The sequence below is a fragment of the Flavobacterium zhairuonense genome (genome assembly GCF_004352915.1).
Taxonomy (GTDB): Bacteria; Bacteroidota; Bacteroidia; order Flavobacteriales; family Flavobacteriaceae; genus Flavobacterium; species Flavobacterium zhairuonense.
The window spans coordinates 85,047-101,655 of sequence record NZ_SJSY01000063.1 but is presented as its reverse complement, the minus strand read 5'-3'; the positions used below and the strand labels follow the sequence as shown (position 1 = coordinate 101,655).

Annotated in this window: 16 protein-coding genes; 8 read left to right on the top strand and 8 right to left on the bottom strand. The window is 32.9% G+C overall.

Annotated features, from left to right (window positions below):
- Window positions 1–26: 26 nt before the first annotated feature.
- The 7 genes from EYY60_RS02965 to EYY60_RS02935 form a co-directional block, all read right to left on the bottom strand.
- Window positions 27–980, bottom strand: coding sequence for a phosphoribosylaminoimidazolesuccinocarboxamide synthase (locus EYY60_RS02965; protein ID WP_132987909.1), 954 nt, complete (start codon window positions 978–980; stop codon window positions 27–29).
- A 141-nt stretch (window positions 981–1,121) separates the two neighbouring features.
- The gene (locus tag EYY60_RS02960) at window positions 1,122–3,470 is read right to left on the bottom strand and encodes a S9 family peptidase (protein ID WP_132987908.1); all 2,349 of its coding nucleotides are present in this window, start codon (window positions 3,468–3,470) and stop codon (window positions 1,122–1,124) included.
- Between the two features lie 154 nt (window positions 3,471–3,624).
- Window positions 3,625–4,212 (bottom strand): hypothetical protein, encoded by a 588-nt coding sequence (locus EYY60_RS02955; RefSeq protein ID WP_132987907.1) that lies wholly within the window; start codon window positions 4,210–4,212, stop codon window positions 3,625–3,627.
- Between the two features lie 112 nt (window positions 4,213–4,324).
- Window positions 4,325–5,155 (bottom strand): Cof-type HAD-IIB family hydrolase, encoded by an 831-nt coding sequence (locus EYY60_RS02950; protein ID WP_132987906.1) that lies wholly within the window; start codon window positions 5,153–5,155, stop codon window positions 4,325–4,327.
- 125 nt (window positions 5,156–5,280) lie between these two features.
- Window positions 5,281–5,643: a DUF1801 domain-containing protein gene (locus EYY60_RS02945; protein WP_132987905.1), complete on the bottom strand. Its 363-nt coding sequence runs from the start codon at window positions 5,641–5,643 to the stop codon at window positions 5,281–5,283.
- A gap of 8 nt (window positions 5,644–5,651) precedes the next feature.
- Window positions 5,652–5,909 (bottom strand): DUF7660 family protein, encoded by a 258-nt coding sequence (locus tag EYY60_RS02940; RefSeq protein WP_132987904.1) that lies wholly within the window; start codon window positions 5,907–5,909, stop codon window positions 5,652–5,654.
- Window positions 5,910–6,035: 126 nt separating this feature from the next.
- Entirely contained in the window at window positions 6,036–6,986 is a 951-nt protein-coding gene (locus EYY60_RS02935) for a PhoH family protein (RefSeq protein WP_026730737.1), read from the bottom strand.
- Window positions 6,987–7,299: 313 nt separating this feature from the next.
- Here EYY60_RS02935 and EYY60_RS02930 point away from each other — a divergent pair, with 313 nt between their 5' ends.
- The 5 genes from EYY60_RS02930 (at window position 7,300) to dnaN (ending at window position 12,461) form a co-directional block, all read left to right on the top strand.
- Entirely contained in the window at window positions 7,300–8,127 is an 828-nt protein-coding gene (locus tag EYY60_RS02930; protein ID WP_132987923.1) for an SAM hydrolase/SAM-dependent halogenase family protein, read from the top strand.
- A gap of 282 nt (window positions 8,128–8,409) precedes the next feature.
- The gene (locus tag EYY60_RS02925; protein WP_132987903.1) at window positions 8,410–8,706 is read left to right on the top strand and encodes a putative quinol monooxygenase; all 297 of its coding nucleotides are present in this window, start codon (window positions 8,410–8,412) and stop codon (window positions 8,704–8,706) included.
- Between the two features lie 118 nt (window positions 8,707–8,824).
- Window positions 8,825–9,550 (top strand): gliding motility-associated ABC transporter permease subunit GldF, encoded by a 726-nt coding sequence (gene gldF / locus EYY60_RS02920; protein WP_132987902.1) that lies wholly within the window; start codon window positions 8,825–8,827, stop codon window positions 9,548–9,550.
- Window positions 9,550–11,235: a gliding motility-associated ABC transporter substrate-binding protein GldG gene (gene gldG / locus EYY60_RS02915; protein WP_132987901.1), complete on the top strand. Its 1,686-nt coding sequence runs from the start codon at window positions 9,550–9,552 to the stop codon at window positions 11,233–11,235. Before gldF ends, gldG begins: the two co-directional genes overlap by 1 nt.
- A 107-nt stretch (window positions 11,236–11,342) precedes the next feature.
- Window positions 11,343–12,461, top strand: coding sequence for a DNA polymerase III subunit beta (dnaN, locus tag EYY60_RS02910; RefSeq protein WP_026730732.1), 1,119 nt, complete (start codon window positions 11,343–11,345; stop codon window positions 12,459–12,461).
- Between the two features lie 327 nt (window positions 12,462–12,788).
- On the opposite strand, the gene EYY60_RS02905 is transcribed toward dnaN, so the two are convergent.
- Complete coding sequence (locus EYY60_RS02905; protein ID WP_132987900.1) at window positions 12,789–13,358, bottom strand: hypothetical protein; 570 nt, start codon at window positions 13,356–13,358, stop codon at window positions 12,789–12,791.
- A gap of 153 nt (window positions 13,359–13,511) precedes the next feature.
- Between EYY60_RS02905 and EYY60_RS02900 the strand changes: the two genes are divergently transcribed.
- The 3 genes from EYY60_RS02900 to EYY60_RS02890 all read left to right on the top strand — a co-directional run bounded on the left by EYY60_RS02900 (window position 13,512) and on the right by EYY60_RS02890 (window position 16,483).
- A complete protein-coding gene (locus EYY60_RS02900; RefSeq protein WP_132987899.1) occupies window positions 13,512–14,141 on the top strand; it encodes a DsbA family oxidoreductase in 630 nt (209 codons plus the stop codon).
- Window positions 14,142–14,204: 63 nt separating this feature from the next.
- Window positions 14,205–15,062, top strand: coding sequence for an AraC family transcriptional regulator (locus tag EYY60_RS02895; protein ID WP_132987898.1), 858 nt, complete (start codon window positions 14,205–14,207; stop codon window positions 15,060–15,062).
- Between the two features lie 77 nt (window positions 15,063–15,139).
- Window positions 15,140–16,483: an amidohydrolase gene (locus tag EYY60_RS02890; RefSeq protein WP_132987897.1), complete on the top strand. Its 1,344-nt coding sequence runs from the start codon at window positions 15,140–15,142 to the stop codon at window positions 16,481–16,483.
- Window positions 16,484–16,609 lie beyond the last annotated feature (126 nt).

Genomic DNA, 16,609 nt, shown 5'->3' with positions numbered 1-16,609 from the left:
AATAATTAGTTTAAACCCGAAAATTACTATTTAGATGTTAAGCAATCTAATACGTTTTTTTCAATACGTTTGTCAATATTGTCAATATCAGCTTTTACAAATTTTTCGCCTAAGATATTCTCGTACAATTCAATATATCTTTCAGAAACAGATTCGATATAAGCATCAGACATATCTGGAATTTGCTGTCCTTCTTGACCTTGAAAACCATTTTCGATCAACCAACGGCGTACAAATTCTTTTGATAATTGTTTTTGCTCCTCACCTTTTGCTTGTCTCTCAACATATCCATCTGCATAAAAATAACGAGATGAATCTGGAGTATGAATTTCGTCAATTAAAACGATCACTCCGTCTTTAGTTTTTCCGAATTCGTATTTTGTATCAACTAAAATCAATCCGCGAGAAGCTGCAATTTCAGTCCCTCTTTGAAATAAAGCACGAGTGTATTTTTCTAAAACCAAATAATCTTCTTCAGAAACAATTCCTTTTGAAAGAATGTCTTCGCGTGAAATATCTTCATCATGAGAACCGTTATCTGCTTTTGTAGTTGGCGTAATAATTGGTTCTGGAAATTTATCGTTTTCCTTTAAACCTTCAGCCATTGTTACACCGCAAATTTGCCTTCTTCCTGCAGCATATTCACGTGCTGCGTGACCTGAAACATAACCACGAATGACCATTTCAACTTTAAAAGGCTCACATAAATGTCCAACAGCAACGTTTGGATCTGGAGTAGCAATCAACCAATTTGGAACAATATCTTGAGTCAATTCCATAAATTTTGTTGCAATCTGATTCAAAATCTGTCCTTTGTACGGAATTCCCTTTGGCAAAACCACATCAAAAGCCGAAAGTCTGTCAGTAGCTACCATTACCAAAAGCTCGTCGTTAATATTGTAAACTTCTCTAACTTTTCCGCGGTAAACTGATTTCTGATTCGGAAAATTAAAATTTGTAGTTGTGATTGTATTGCTCATTATTTGTTGTGTTGTTTTTTATTGAATGCAAATTTAAAACTATTTAAAATAAAAAAAGAATCTATTCAGATTCTTTTTTTAGTCTCAGTTTACAGTCACAGTTACCAGCCTCCAACTGAGACTAAAAACCGCGACTGAACACTATTTCGTAAGAAGCGTCGAATTAAATAAATTCAAGATTCTGCCGTATTCATCAATCCAAGAATAAGTTTCTTTAAATCCGTGTGATTCAACAGGGAAAGAAGCTAGGCTCCAGTTCTTTTTCTCCAACTCAATGAAACGTTGTGACAAACGTACGATATCTTTATATTCAACATTGTCATCAACCATTCCGTGAAGCATTACTAAATTTCCTTTTAAATTATCTGCAAAATAAATTGGTGAACTTTTTTTGTAAGCTTGTGGATCAGTTTCAGGGAAATTCAAAATATTGCCTGTATAACCATGATTATAATGTGCCCAGTCTGTTACAGAACGTAATGCCGCGCCCGATGCAAACTCTCCAGGCGTTGTCAACATTCCCATCAAAGTAATGAAACCTCCGTAAGAACCACCATAAATACCTACTCTATTAGCATCGATTCCGTATTTTTCAACTAATAGTTTTTTACCATCTAAATGATCAGACAAATCTTTTCCGCCCATAAAACGATAAATTCCAGTTCTGAAATCACGTCCATAACCATCACTTCCTCTATAATCGATATCTAAAACTGTATATCCTAAATCAGTCAATAAATTATGGAACATGTATTCTCTGTAATAATTGCTCCAAAAATTATGTGCATTTTGAAGATACCCAGCGCCGTGAACAAAAATAATTGCTGCTTTATTTTTAATATCTGCAGTTGGCGTATATAATCTTGCATTTACCGGAGTTCCATCTTGTGCTTTAAAAGTAATCACTTCAGGTTCTCTCCATTGGTATTTCTTGAAATCTTCTGTAACTGAAGAAGAAATCTGTTGCAATGAAGTATTTTTTTTGTTTTCAGCAACATAAAAATCCCAAGGAATATTTTTATACGAATAACGAACTAAAAGCGATTTTTCATCTGGAGACAATACAACTTCGTGTGCTCCGCTTTTTGTCAAGATTGGTTGCAAAACACCATCAGAAATTGCTAATTTGTAAAAATCTCTATCGCCAGGATGTGTTGTATTTGTACTTAAGTAAAATACTTTTTTGTCTTTTGATAAAGTCACATCGCGAACTTCCCAATTTCCTTTTGTTAATTGCGTTTTCTTTTTCGTTTTTACATTATAAGTATATAAATGAGAATATCCTGTAACTTCTGATTGGAAATAAATCGTTTCATTATCTGCCATAAAATCTATATTTCCTGATGCAAATGAATACGACGGAATTCCAGGTCCGCCAATCCAAGCTTCATCATGCTGATATTCGATTTCCTCAAAAGTTCCTTTCTCCAAATTTAAATTCACAAGCCATCTGTCTTTATTATCCTGACTTCTGATTTCTACAATTGCTAATGATCCATTTTCATTATAAACAGGAGCTTGTGCGACAATCAGTTTATCTTCTTTTGGCTTGCTTTTTAGATTTTCATATTCTTGAAAATACTTCGGCGTGTCTTGTATGTGACTCAAAGTCGAAAAATTCACATAATAAACAGAGTCTTTGGCAACAGAATAAATTCCGAATTTCGTCTTCACAAAATTATTTACAGAAACTTTTTCTTTAGTATCCTGAGATTGGTTATAACCATCAGAAGTAATAAAAAGTTCCATTTTTTCTTCAGAAACATCATTATTTTCTACCAATCTAAAAGTCGCAAAATTTCCGTTTGGGTTCACTTTCAAACTTGTAAACCTGTCTTTTCCATAAAAATATTCCTTTGCAAAATCAGATTTAACCGCTTTTGATTTAGCAAGATTCCATTGTTTTTTAGCATCTTTGTCTCTAATAAATTGGAATAATTCTTTTTGCTGTGTATTTAGAAAAGTTTCCTTTTCTGGTTTTGTTTCTTTTTTAGTTCCCTTACTAAAATTGGTAATCTGCAAAACCGTTCCTTCTTTAGTATTGTATTTAAAAATATTGTCGTTTTGAGAAAAAAACAACACACCAGCTTCAGTTCCCAATTGCAAATTAAATATTGGAGATGATTGCTGAATTAGCTTTTTACTTGTTTTAGATTTGATTGAATACGAATACAAACCACCTTTATTTAAATAGTAAACTACATCTGAACCTGGTTTAGATATAAAATCCATTTGAGAAAAAGCAGCTTCATTTGGCTCAACAATTTGAGGTTTTGTCATTCCTTTTTCCCAAAAATAGGTACTTGCACCCAACTCATCTTTTGGATTCCATTCAAAGTAAACCTTTTTTCCATCTGGAGACCATCGTCCATTTGTTGGTTGATTTCCAATGAAAGATTCCCCTTTCATTATTTCTTCTAATTTTAATTTTTGAGAATTTCCAGTTATGGAAAGCAGCAAAAAGGCAAGAATAAAACTGTTTTTTATCATGGTAGTAGTATTTGAGAAAACAAAAATACACTTTGAAAACTATTAAAAAAATTGTTTTTACCTTACTAAATCTATTACATTCGCTATCAATGCCTTATAAAAAGAATCCTCAATTATTTCTATTGAGGATATTATAAAAAATGTCATGAAACTATTATTTAAAACTCAAAATTCCTTTTCCAAAAGATTTTATTGAATCATCTAGATTGCCAAGCGTGGTTTCAGGCAGTTTCTTAAAATCGTTTGTTTTTACAATCAAAATTTGTCCGTGATCTTTTGCAGGTGCGGCAGGAACAAAAACTACAGCATTTCCATTTTGATCTTCTTCAACTAAATGCGCTGGTTGCCAATAATCGCCGTTTTTCAGCAAAATGGGCAAATCAGTGCTTGGTTTTGGTGTTCTACCTTTTAGTTTTGCTTCAGCTTCCTTTTTATTCTTTTCGTAGCCTGGCAAGAATATCATCAACTTATCATCTATCCAGTCCGTAAAACGTCTTAAAATTGCCAGACGCATTACAAATCCACTCAAATAAAGCAAAAGTATCAATATTACACCACCAGCAATATCAGTTGCATATTTCCCCAGAACATGATCTAACCTTAAAAAATGAGCAAATTTTTCTCCATAATTCTGGAAAAATTTCCAAACTTTTTCTAACAAAACAAAAAAAACAAGAATTGGCAATAAGAGTAATCCTCCTGAAATACAGTTTCTTTCAACTTGACGTAAAAATTCTTTCATCGCTAAATAAATTTAAGGTTAAAAAAAAGAGCTAATTCGTTAAGAATTAGCTCTTATAAAAATAATTATAATTTATTCATTTAGCAATAAATCAAATGTAAAACATTCAAAATTAACTTACTACAAATTCTTTATCTAAAATTTTTGAAGCAATATATCTTGCGACGCCATCTTCGGCATTAGTTTTAATTACTTCTAAATCTGGCAAAGCATCTTTTAAGATTGAAGGAGCATTTCCCATAATTAATCCTTTTCCAGTTGAAGCCAACATTTGCAAGTCATTAAAACCATCACCAAACGAAACTGCCTGTTCCATGACAAATCCTTCTTTTTCTAAAACTTTAGCAATGGCTGCCGCTTTATCTACAGAATTGTCCATAAATTCCAAACAAGTTGGCAAACTGAAAGCATGATGCAAATGTTCTGAAGAATTAGCTAAAACGGCATCTTTTACCTTTACCAATTTTTCGTGATTTTCGCATGAAAAGAATATTTTAATCGCTTTAAAGTCATCTATAGTCTTATAATCAACTAATTCAGGACGGTATTTCATGTCGGCCTGAAATGCATTTAACCTTTCGTTCCATTTATTAGTCTGCCAAACATTTTCCTTGAATAAAACAACGGTAACATCTGGATCAATTTCAATATTCAACGCCGCTTTAACCACATCGCTGTCTAAATTAAAAGCGAAAAGTTCTTCTTTATTTGGCGAATGAATTCTTCCTCCATTAGAACTTACTAGATAAACTGGTACTGCAAGTGTCTCAATAATACCCAGTGCATCAAGATGATGACGCCCTGTAGCTACAATAATTAAATAACCTTGATTGTGAAGTTCCTGAAAAATGGTTTTAGTATATTCTGAAATTCGGTGTTGAGGGTTGAGTAAAGTTCCGTCAAGGTCACTTACTACAACTTTTATATTTTTTAGTTTTGTCATATTAATTTTCAAATATTTTGATGTGCAAATTTACAGCTTTAAGATTGGAAGACCAAAGTTTAAGAGCTTTTGCCTGCCGAAATACGGCAAGTTTATTATTTATTTAACTATTTCGTTAAATAAATTCAAATCTTTATAATTCCCGATTTATATAAATTCAATGCCTTAATTAAAACCGACTCGATTTGTTCCAAAGGCAAATCCTGATCAGCATCCAGCAACATTATTTTCATTCTTGAACGCGCTTCCTGAAGCAAAAATGGTTCATCGAAATATTTCCCTTCAACGATCGCTAAATAAGGCTTTTTGTATTTTTTATGAATCCACAAATAGCAAAACATTTTTCCTTTGTAACAGAAAAATGGCATTCCGTATTTTAGAACGTGCGCAATATCTTTATCTTGTTTTAAGATAATATCTCGCAAGGCAAGAAACACCTCTTTTATGTGTTCTTCTTGATTTTGGTAGAAATCATCTAGTTGTTTCATTTTTTTGATTATTCGTAAATTCTAGCTCCTTTAAAGATTTCCGAAAAAGTTTTCCAGTCTGGTTTATCAGCATCAACATTCTGGTGCGTATTATCATAATAACCTTGAATATCTTCTGCATAAGAACTCAAAGCTCCTAAAAAATCTGGCAAAGTTTTATTTTCCCATCTTTCAGGATGATCTAAAAGATCTTCATGCAATAATCCGATAAATTTCACAAAACTTTCTCTATCCTTAACTTCGAAATCATTAATTAAATCGCTCATAAAAACTTATTTAAAAAAAATATTCGTTTTGCACCTTTCCAAAAAAGAAATAAGCACAAAACGAATATTAATAAATGTTAAAACACATTTTACGATTTACATTTAACATTTCACTAAAATTAAACTTTAGTCGTGATTTTCTATTTGTTTGTAAGCGTCGATTACCTTTTTCACTAATCTGTGACGAACGATATCTTTATCATCCAGATAAATAATTCCGATTCCTTCAATATCTTTCAGAACCAAAATTGCTTCTTTAAGACCAGAGATAGTTCTTCGTGGCAAATCGACCTGACCAGGATCACCCGTAATCATGAATTTGGCATTTTTTCCCATACGGGTCAAAAACATCTTCATTTGCGAGTGTGTCGTGTTTTGCGCTTCATCTAGGATTACGAAAGCATTATCAAGTGTACGTCCGCGCATAAATGCCAGAGGCGCAATCTGAATAATTCCTTTCAAGATGTAATCTTCGAGTTTTTCATTTGGCAACATATCGCGTAAAGCATCATAAAGAGGTTGCATATAAGGATCCAGTTTTTCTTTCATATCTCCTGGCAAAAATCCAAGGTTTTCCCCTGCTTCTACTGCCGGACGCGTCAATATGATCCTTTTTACTTCTTTGTCTTTTAGCATTTTTACAGCCATTGCAACACCCGTATAGGTTTTTCCTGTACCGGCCGGACCGATGGCAAAAACCATATCATTTTTTTTGATCGTATCAACCAGCAATTGCTGATTTGGCGTCATAGCCTTAATTATTTTACCGCCGACTCCGTGAACTAAAATTTTGTCGTGATCGTAAGCTTTTCTTTCTTCCTGACCATCACTCATAATTACACGCTCAATTACATTATCGTCAATGTTGTTGTATCTGGTAAAATGAAGCATCAGCCTCTGAAATCTCTTTTCGAATTCATCTAAAACTTCTTTTTCGCCAAAGGCTTTCAAAGTTGTCCCTCGCGCTACTATTTTAAGCTTTGGGTAGTACTTTTTGATTATTTCCAGATGAGAATCCTGCGCGCCCCAAAAGTCTTTTGGAGCGATGTCTATAAGCTCTATAATTCTTTCGTTCAAATGAGATAAATTTAAATTAAAAATAAATTTGTTTTGTAAATCTATGGCTGTCGGGTATTTTTTAGTTTAGAGTCTTCAGTGGCAGTCACAGTTTAAAAATTTCTCAAAGAAACTTTTCAAACTAAATCCTGATATTTTACTATCTTTCAAAATTCAATTCTTTTTACGGACTGAAAACTGAAACTGAAAACTGAGACTATAATAATAAATTGTCTTTTCTTTCTTTCAATTTGTATTTACTATTACTAGATTTGCATTTCTCAAATTTAATGAAAATTAGATTTAAATACTATCAATAGTTATAAACAAAATGATGTCAATAATTACCCTTACTACTGATTACGGCTTAAAAGACCACTTTGTTGGTTCGCTGAAGGGTAAAATTATTTCTGAACTTCCAGATGCAAAAATTATTGATATCTCACATGACATTGATCCATTCAACACTGCCGAAGCAAGTTATGTTGTTGGAGCCTCTTATTTGAGTTTCCCAAAAGGAACCGTTCACTTAATTGGAGTCGACATAGAACGCAATAAAGAAAATCAGCATATTGCTATGCAATGGAACGATCACTACTTTATTTGTGCTGATAATGGAATTTTGAGTATGCTTACGCAGAAGATCGTTCCGCAGAAAATCGTCGAAATCAATATTCACGATCGTTTCCCGAGTGAATTCAGTGATTTGGATATTTTCATTCAGGTTGCCTGCCATATTGCAAAAGGTGGCTTGCTGAATGTTATTGGCAAAGAAATTCCAGCTGTCAAAGAAGTTACAGAACTTCAGGCGGTTGTTGCTGCAGACGGAAATTCTCTAAAAGGTTATGTTATTTATATTGACCATTTTGGAAACGTTGTAACCAATATTTCGAAAAAACAATTTCTGGAAATTTCGCGCGGACGTCCGTATGAAATTGTGATGAAACCAAAAAGCATCAAAACCATTCTCCCGAATTATTCGGCAATTGCAACTTCTGATAAGTATCCGATAAAAACTTATGAAGGCGAGAAATTGGCGATTTTTAATGAAGCTGGTTTCTTAGAAATTGCCATTTTTAGAAGCAATCCTTCAAAAGTGGGTTCTGCAAATAGTTTGTTGGGATTGAATTATCGTGATGTGATTACGGTTAAGTTTTCCTAAATTATTTTAGATTTATTTTCAAACAATTAATTCTCATGTTTGTCATTCTGAGGAACGAAGAATCTTCGTTAGTGACTCTGCAAAGATTGGCGATTTACTAGACGGAGATACTCGCGAAGATTCTTCGTTCCGCAGAATGACAATACTGCCTAAAAACTATCTTTATAATATTTCATTTTTTCTTAAAAAGAACAATCAATTTTGGTACTTTTGCGCACCTGTAAGCGTTTTAGACAATTCAAAAAATCTAAAATCAACAATCTAAAATCTAAAATTGAATTTATGTTTGTCCGAATAGTAAAAATGAGTTTTCATGAAGAAAAAATTCCCGATTTTCTGGAGAATTTTGAATCTATAAAACATAAAATACGAAATGCAGAAGGAAATCGTTTTTTAGAATTGTATCAGGATAAAAACGACAAGTGCATATTTTTCACATACAGTTATTGGGAAACCGAACAAGATTTAGAAAACTATAGACAATCTGAGCTTTTTGATTCTGTTTGGAGTTTTACAAAGAAATTATTCAATGCAAAACCGGAAGCTTGGAGTGTAGACAAAGTTGTTTCTTTAGTTTAGAGTTTTTTGAACAACATAAACAATCTAACCGCAAAGAACGCAAAGATTTACGCAAAGTTCACAACTTGAAACAAAAAACAATTACACGATTAAACAAATAAACGATTAAACATCACACATGAAATCAATCATTTTACGAGAAATAAAATCCTTTTTTGGCTCTCCAATTGGCTATTTAGTCATTGCGATTTTCTTAATCAGCAACGGATTATTTTTATGGGTATTTGAAGGAAATTACAATATCTTAAAGTCGGGTTATGCAGATTTGACGCCTTTTTTCACAATAGCGCCATGGATTTTAATTTTCTTGATTCCAGCCGTTACCATGAGAAGTTTCTCTGATGAAAGAAAACAAGGAACACTTGAATTGCTTTTGACCAAACCATTATCAGTTTGGGAAATTGCAAATGGAAAATTTTTCGGGGCACTATTGCTCATCATATTAGCAATTATTCCAACATTTATATATGTATTTGTAATTTCTAATTTAGGAAATCCAGAAGGAAATATCGATATGGGAAGCACAATTGGCTCTTATTTCGGATTGTTGTTTTTAATTGCTTCTTATTCTGCCATCGGGGTTTTTACTTCTACCCTTTCAGAAAACCAAATTGTAGCGTTCATAATTGCGGTATTCTTATGCTTCTTTTTCTATTTCGGTTTTGAAGGCATCGCTTCTTTGATTCCGGGACAATCAAACTTAATCCCAGCGCTTGGCATGCAGGATCATTTCAGAAGTATGAGTCGTGGCGTTATCGATACTCGAGATGTTATTTATTTCTTGAGCATTACCGTATTGTTTTTGTCTTTTACCGTTTACCAATTAAAATCCTTTAAAGCGTAATGAAAGCATCTAATAAACTGAATTTAAAAACATTAGGCATTACAATTTTTATTTTAATTGTTTTAAATGTTCTCGGAACTTTATTCTTCCATCGTTTTGATTTAACCAAAGACAAACGATATACTTTATCTGAAACTTCTTTAAATATTGTAAAACAGGTTAAAAACCCGCTTTCAATCAAAATTTACATGCAAGGCGAGCTTCCTGCAGATTTCAGACGTTTACAGCAGGAAACCAAACAATTACTAGAAGAATTTCAAGCTTATAATAGCAATATTGTTTTCGAATTCGTAAACCCAATGGAAAACGAAGACGAAAGCATGGAAATGGTAAAATCACTTTACCAAAAAGGTCTTACTCCTGTAAACATTACAGTTGACGATAAAGGCAAACAATCTCAAGCAATGGTTTTTCCGTGGGCAATTGCAGTTTACGACAATAAAGAAGTTAATATCCCATTGTTGAAAAACATTATGGGAGCTAATACGGAGCAAAAAGTAAAAGGATCGATTCAGCATTTAGAATACTCAATTGCTGATGCTATCAATAAAATTACAAAAGCGAAGCAAAAGAAAGTTGCTTACATAAAAGGAAACGGAGAATTAAATGAAGTTCATGTTGCTAACTTGCTACGTCAAATCAAAGAAAGCTATTACATTGGCCCTTTTACATTAGATTCGGTTGCAAAAGATCCAAACGGAACTTTAAATGCGCTTAAAAAATACGACCTAGCAATTATCTCAAAACCTACAGAAGCTTTTTCAGACGAAGAAAAAGAGGTTTTGGATCAGTTTGTAATGAATGGCGGAAAAACAATTTGGCTAATCGACCAAGTTGCTGCTGATATGGACAGTTTATACAATCAAGCTGGCGCAACTTTAGCTTATCCAAGAGATTTGAATTTGAATGATATGTTCTTCAAATACGGAATCAGAATTAATCCTGATTTGGTAAAAGATGAAATCGGAAGTCCGTTGAAACTTGCAACCGGCGAACAAGGAAGCGCAACTCAGTATCAGGAATTTAAATGGAAATTTGCTCCTATCGTTATTCCTTCAAGCCAACATCCAATTGTGAAAAATTTAGGAGGAATCAAATTTGATTTTGCAAACCAAATTGACACTTTGAAAAACGGAATCAAAAAAACGGTTCTATTGCAATCTTCACCATATTCTAAAAAAATTGGTGCACCCACAGAAATCAATTTGAATATCGTTACTGAAAAGACTTCTCCACAGGATTATTTGAATAAAGGAAATTTGCCAATGGCTGTTTTACTGGAAGGCTCTTTCCATTCAGCATTTCAAAACCGCGTGTTGCCGTTTAAAGAAAGTTCATTTCTAGCACAAGGAAAACCAAATAAAATGATTGTGGTTGCCGATGGAGATTTGGCAAGAAATCAATTAGACAAAAACATGATGCCCGTAGAACTAGGTTACGATCAGCGCACGGGAAATCTGTATGATAATAAAGATTTCATAATGAACTGCATCAATTATTTGCTAGACGACACTGGACTTATTAACATCAGAAGCAAAGACGTAGAACTGCCTTTGCTGGATAAAGAAAAAGTTTATGAAAACTATACAACAACGCAATTCATAACTATCGGACTTCCAATTCTAATTTTATTGGTTTTCGGATTGGCTTTTACCTTCATCAGAAAAAGAAAGTACAGCAAATAGATGTTAATAAAAAAATGTCATACTTTAGATAGTTTACGATATATTTGTAATCCTTATCTTTAGACCCCAAATCCTAGAGAATACATCAAAAAAATAAAATATAACAGATGAAATTTATAGTATCGAGTTCGTACTTATTAAAACAATTGCAAGTTTTAGGTAGTGTAATCAATAGTAACAACACGTTGCCTATTTTAGACAACTTTTTATTTGAACTAGACAATGATGCGTTGACAGTTTCGGCTTCAGATCTTGAAACAACAATGTCAGCTACATTATCAATCGATTCTAAAAGCAAAGGAAGCGTTGCTGTACCTGCAAAACTTTTGCTTGAAATTTTAAAAACGTTTCCAGAACAGCCTTTGACTTTTACAGTTGAAGACAACAATACAGTTGAAATCAGCTCTAATTCAGGAAAATATGCATTAGCATATGCTGCTGGTGAAGAATTCCCAAAATCTGTAAGTCTTGAAGATCCATCTGTAACTCTAGTTCCTGCTGACGTTTTAGCAACTGCAGTAAGCAAAACTATTTTTGCTGCCGGAAATGATGATTTACGTCCGGTAATGTCTGGAGTATTCTTCCAGTTTTCTCCAGAAGGATTGACTTTTGTTGCTACAGATGCTCATAAATTAGTAAAATATGCACGTACAGATGTAAAAGCATCTCAAGTAGCTGATTTTATTATGCCGAAGAAACCTTTAAACATTTTAAAAAGTATTTTAGGAAGTTCTGATGCTGAAGTGAAAATCGAATACAACGATTCAAATGCGACTTTCTCATTTGACAATTATATTTTAATGTGTCGTTTAATTGACGGGAAATACCCTAATTACGAAGCGGTAATTCCAAAAGAAAATCCAAACAAATTAATGATCGATCGTTCTTTATTCTTAAGTTCAGTTCGTCGTGTTGCTATTTTCTCAAACAAAACTACACACCAAATTCGTTTGAAAATCGCGGGAGCTGAATTAAATGTTTCTGCTGAAGATATTGATTACTCAAACAAAGCAGAAGAAAGATTGACTTGTGATTATCAAGGAGATGATCTTCAGATTGGTTTCAACTCTCGTTTCTTAACTGAAATGCTTACCAACTTGCAGTCAGACATGATTATGTTAGAAATGTCATTGCCAAACAGAGCTGGAATCCTTACTCCTGTTGATGGTCTTGAAGAAGGAGAAACAGTGACAATGCTGGTAATGCCTGTAATGTTAAATAGTTAACATTAAAGTTTCTTTCTGTTACAGGGATATTTTTTAGTTTTAAATAAAAGATATATCATTGTAAAAAAAATATCGCTATTAACCAACCATTTTTTATACCTAGAAACCGCAATTCTTTTTTTAAGATTTGCGGTTTTTTATTTGGGATAATTTTTAGGTTGATATAACCGCAAAGCACGCAAGTTTTTTTGATTTACAAAATCTATAGAAAACGCAAAGTTCGCAAAGCTTTATGTAAAAACTTTGCGAACCTTGCGTAAACCTTTGCGCTCTTTGCGGTTAAATTACATGCGGTATATCAACCTGAAACTTCAAACAAATTTCCCTTTATTTTATTTTTTGAAACACTTGCTTTCCTCCACAATTAAATACATAAGAACTAGAGAAATAATCAATTTTCTTAATATTTTTAATCAACTTATTTTCGTTATCCTGAAAAACACAGGTATTCATGTAAATCAAAATTACTTGATTTTTATTTGGAACAGTTGTTATGATTAATCCTCTGCTTATAAATTCTAAATAGTTTTTATAATCACTTCGATTGTCATCGTCATCCTTAAAAACATTATATCCTTGCTGAATTAGAAAATTCAGTTTATCTATTATTTCTAAATAATCTTTTTTATTAAAATTAAAAATAGAGCAACCTCCAACTTCTTTGTCAATTAAATACACATCAACTGACTTAGATGTACTATATACAATTACAGAATCGCTGACTTTTGAAATTAAATATTTCTCCGAAAACGCATTCTTATACAAAGTACTACCAGCAACAGTACTTTTTGTATATTTTTTTGTCAGCAACAATTTATCAATTTGCAAATCTTGGGAGTGTAAAAAAACTGGAAAAAAGAAAATGAGGAATTTTAAAAATATTTTCATTTTATTCAAGGCTATTATCTAAGAGTAAAATTTATAAATAAACATTCTGGTCTTTTCAAAGTTAACAAAACGGCTTGAAATAACCCCTGCAGATTTCTTTCAGAAAGAAAACCTGAAATCTGAAACTTCGAACCTGAAATAAATTTTCTTTAACTTTGCAATATGAAAATAGAAATTTGGTCGGATATTATGTGTCCGTTTTGTTATATCGGAAAAAGACAATTGGAATCTGCTTTAAAGCAATTTCCTAATGAAAACATTGAGATTGAATGGAAAAGCTTTCAGCTTGATCCTTCTATTACTCCACAGCCCGGAAAAGATGTTTACAGCTATTTAGCCGAACGAAAAGGCATGTCGGTTGAACAATCCGTCGAAATGCATAAAAACGTAACAGAACGCGCAAAAAGCGTTGGTTTAGACTATCATTTCGAGAAAGCAATTATATCTAATTCTCTGGAAGCGCATCGCATTATACATTTGGCAAAAACAAAAAATTTAGGTGATGAAATGGAAGAAATATTTTTCCGTGCATACTTTACAGAAGGACGTGATCTAAATGACGGACCAACTTTATTAGAACTTGGCGAAAAAGCTGGCTTGAAAAAAGAGGAAGTTTTAGAAGTTTTGCAAAACGACCATTTGTATTTAAGAGACGTTGAACACAACATCAAAGAAGCTCAGGAAATTGGCGTGCAAGGGGTTCCATTTTTTGTTTTTGACAGAAAATATGCGATTTCTGGCGCTCAGCCGGTTGAAGCTTTTGTCAATACGATTAATGAGGTATTGAAGTAATCGTAAAGTTCTTTCTTAAAAATTCATTACGTGCGATTATTTAAAAGAAACTAACCTAATGTAATGTCAACTAAAAAAGACCAAAATATTCCCCTACTCGGCCTTCAGGAATTTAAAAAAGACCAAAGCAGGCATAATGAACAACTTTTGTTTAATGAACTGCATGGAGAACGTCATATTGACAACCCGCATCAGCACGATTTTTTTATTATCGTACTGTTTGAACAAGCAAAAGGTGTTCACAATATTGATTTTATAGATCATCCAATAAGCAATCATCAAATTCATTTGCTTTTTCCAGGACAAGTGCACAAATGGAACATTGAACCAAAAACAACGGGCTATCAATTGATGATAGGAAGGGAATTTTTTGAAAGCTTCTCATCTAGCTTTAGATTTTCATTTGCTCAATACCACAATCATCCTGTAATTGAACTTAGCGAGGAATCATATAATCTTTTGCATTATGAATTTGATGCTATTAAAAATGAATTAGAAAAACCTGATTGTCTTCAAGAATTGATTAGCTCACGCACAAATGTCATTGCTTCAATCATAAGCAAAGAAGCTGCAAATATATTTACAGATCATGATATTTATCAAAATGAACCTCGTATTGCGAAGTTTCAAGAGTTAATAGATATTCATTTCAAAGATGAAAAACTGGTCTCGTTTTATGCCTCAAAACTTCATCTTTCAGCTAATTATCTAAATATTCTCTGCAAAAAACATTTAAAAATTTCGGCTACCCAATTGATTCAGCAACGCATTGTTTTAGAGTCTAAACGACATTTGAAAGCTACAGCGCTTTCAGTCAAAGAAATTGCTTTTGAATTAGGTTTTGTAGATCATGCTTATTTTTCAAATTTCTTTAAAACCCAAACCGGAATCACACCTACGAACTTTCGCGAGCAGTTATAAATCTTTCAAGCCTTGTAATAAATTTTATATTCGAAATATCGTTACGAAATTTATTTTTGTACATCAAATTACTTTGTATGAAAAATTCAAATATCTCTCGTAAAGACTTTTTAAGAAACTCTGTTTTTGGAGTTGCTGGACTTGCCGTTGGTTCAGGTTTTATCAATACTGTTTCGGCTTCTCCAATTAGCGAAACCAAATCGGATATAAATTTTGCAACAGGAAAGAGCTACATTCTAAAAAATGTGAGATTAGAAACTGGTTTTGAATACGAAGAAGGCGAAGTGGTTCGAACTAAAACCGAATTATTCTGTATTGAAATAAGCGATGGGAAAATCAAATCGGTTTCAGCAAACAAGCCAAATGCACAAGCTATTGATGCAAAAGGCCTATTGATGCTTCCTGCATTTCGCGATATGCACATTCACTTAGACAAAACTTTCTACGATGATTGGCATGCCGTGAAAAAGAGAACTGGTGGCGTAAAAGCAATGATTGCATTGGAACAACAGATTCTGCCTGAAATGCTAAAAACATCAACTATAAAGGCTGAAAATTTAATTGAATTACTGCAATCTAAAGGAACTTCTTTTGCACGTAGTCACGTAAACATTGAACCAACTTCAAAACTGCAATCTTTAAAAAATCTGCAGAAAGCTTTAGAAAACAAAAAAAATACTTTCGGTGCTGAATTAGTTGCTTTTCCACAACACGGTGTTTTTTATACTGATTCTGTTCCGTATCTAAAAGAAGCTGCAAAAATGGATATTGATTTCATTGGTGGACTTGACCCTTTTTCTATTGATGGTTCAATCGAAAAAACAATCGATTTTACAGTTCAATTGGCTTTGGACAACAATAAAGGAATCGACATTCATTTGCATGAATCTGGAGAATCTGGCGTAAAAACAATCGAATATTTAATGGCTAAAGTCAATGAAAATCCAAGTTTAAAAGGAAAGACTTTTTTAAGCCATTGTTTTGCTCTCGGAAAAATTGACAAACCGAAACAAGAAGAAATGGCAGAAAAATTAAGCGCAGCCCAAGTAGGAATTGTTTCTACGATTCCTTTTGGAAACCTAGTAATGCCTATTCCAACTTTAATGAAAGCCGGCGTAAATGTAATGACCGGAAACGACAGCATTATTGACCATTGGAACACATTTGGAACAGGAAGTGTTTTGCAGAAAGCCAATCTTGCCGCACAATTATACGGACAAGTAACAGAATTTAACTTGTCCCGAATGCTGAAACTAGCTACTTCTGGCCCAATTCCGCTAGATGATAAAGGAAATCAGCAATGGCCAAAAGCTGGAGACAAAGCTAATTTGGTTCTTATTGAGGCAAGTTGTTCAGCCGAAGCTGTTTCAAGAATGTCTTCAGTTAAATCATTAATACATAATGGAAATATTGTTTATTAGATTGTTTCTCAAATTATACAACAAAAACACAAATAGTTAATTATTTAAAATCCCGATTCATTAAGAATCGGGATTTTTTTATGTAAAAAAGTTTTTATCTAAAATAAACATGTTTTGTATTTATCT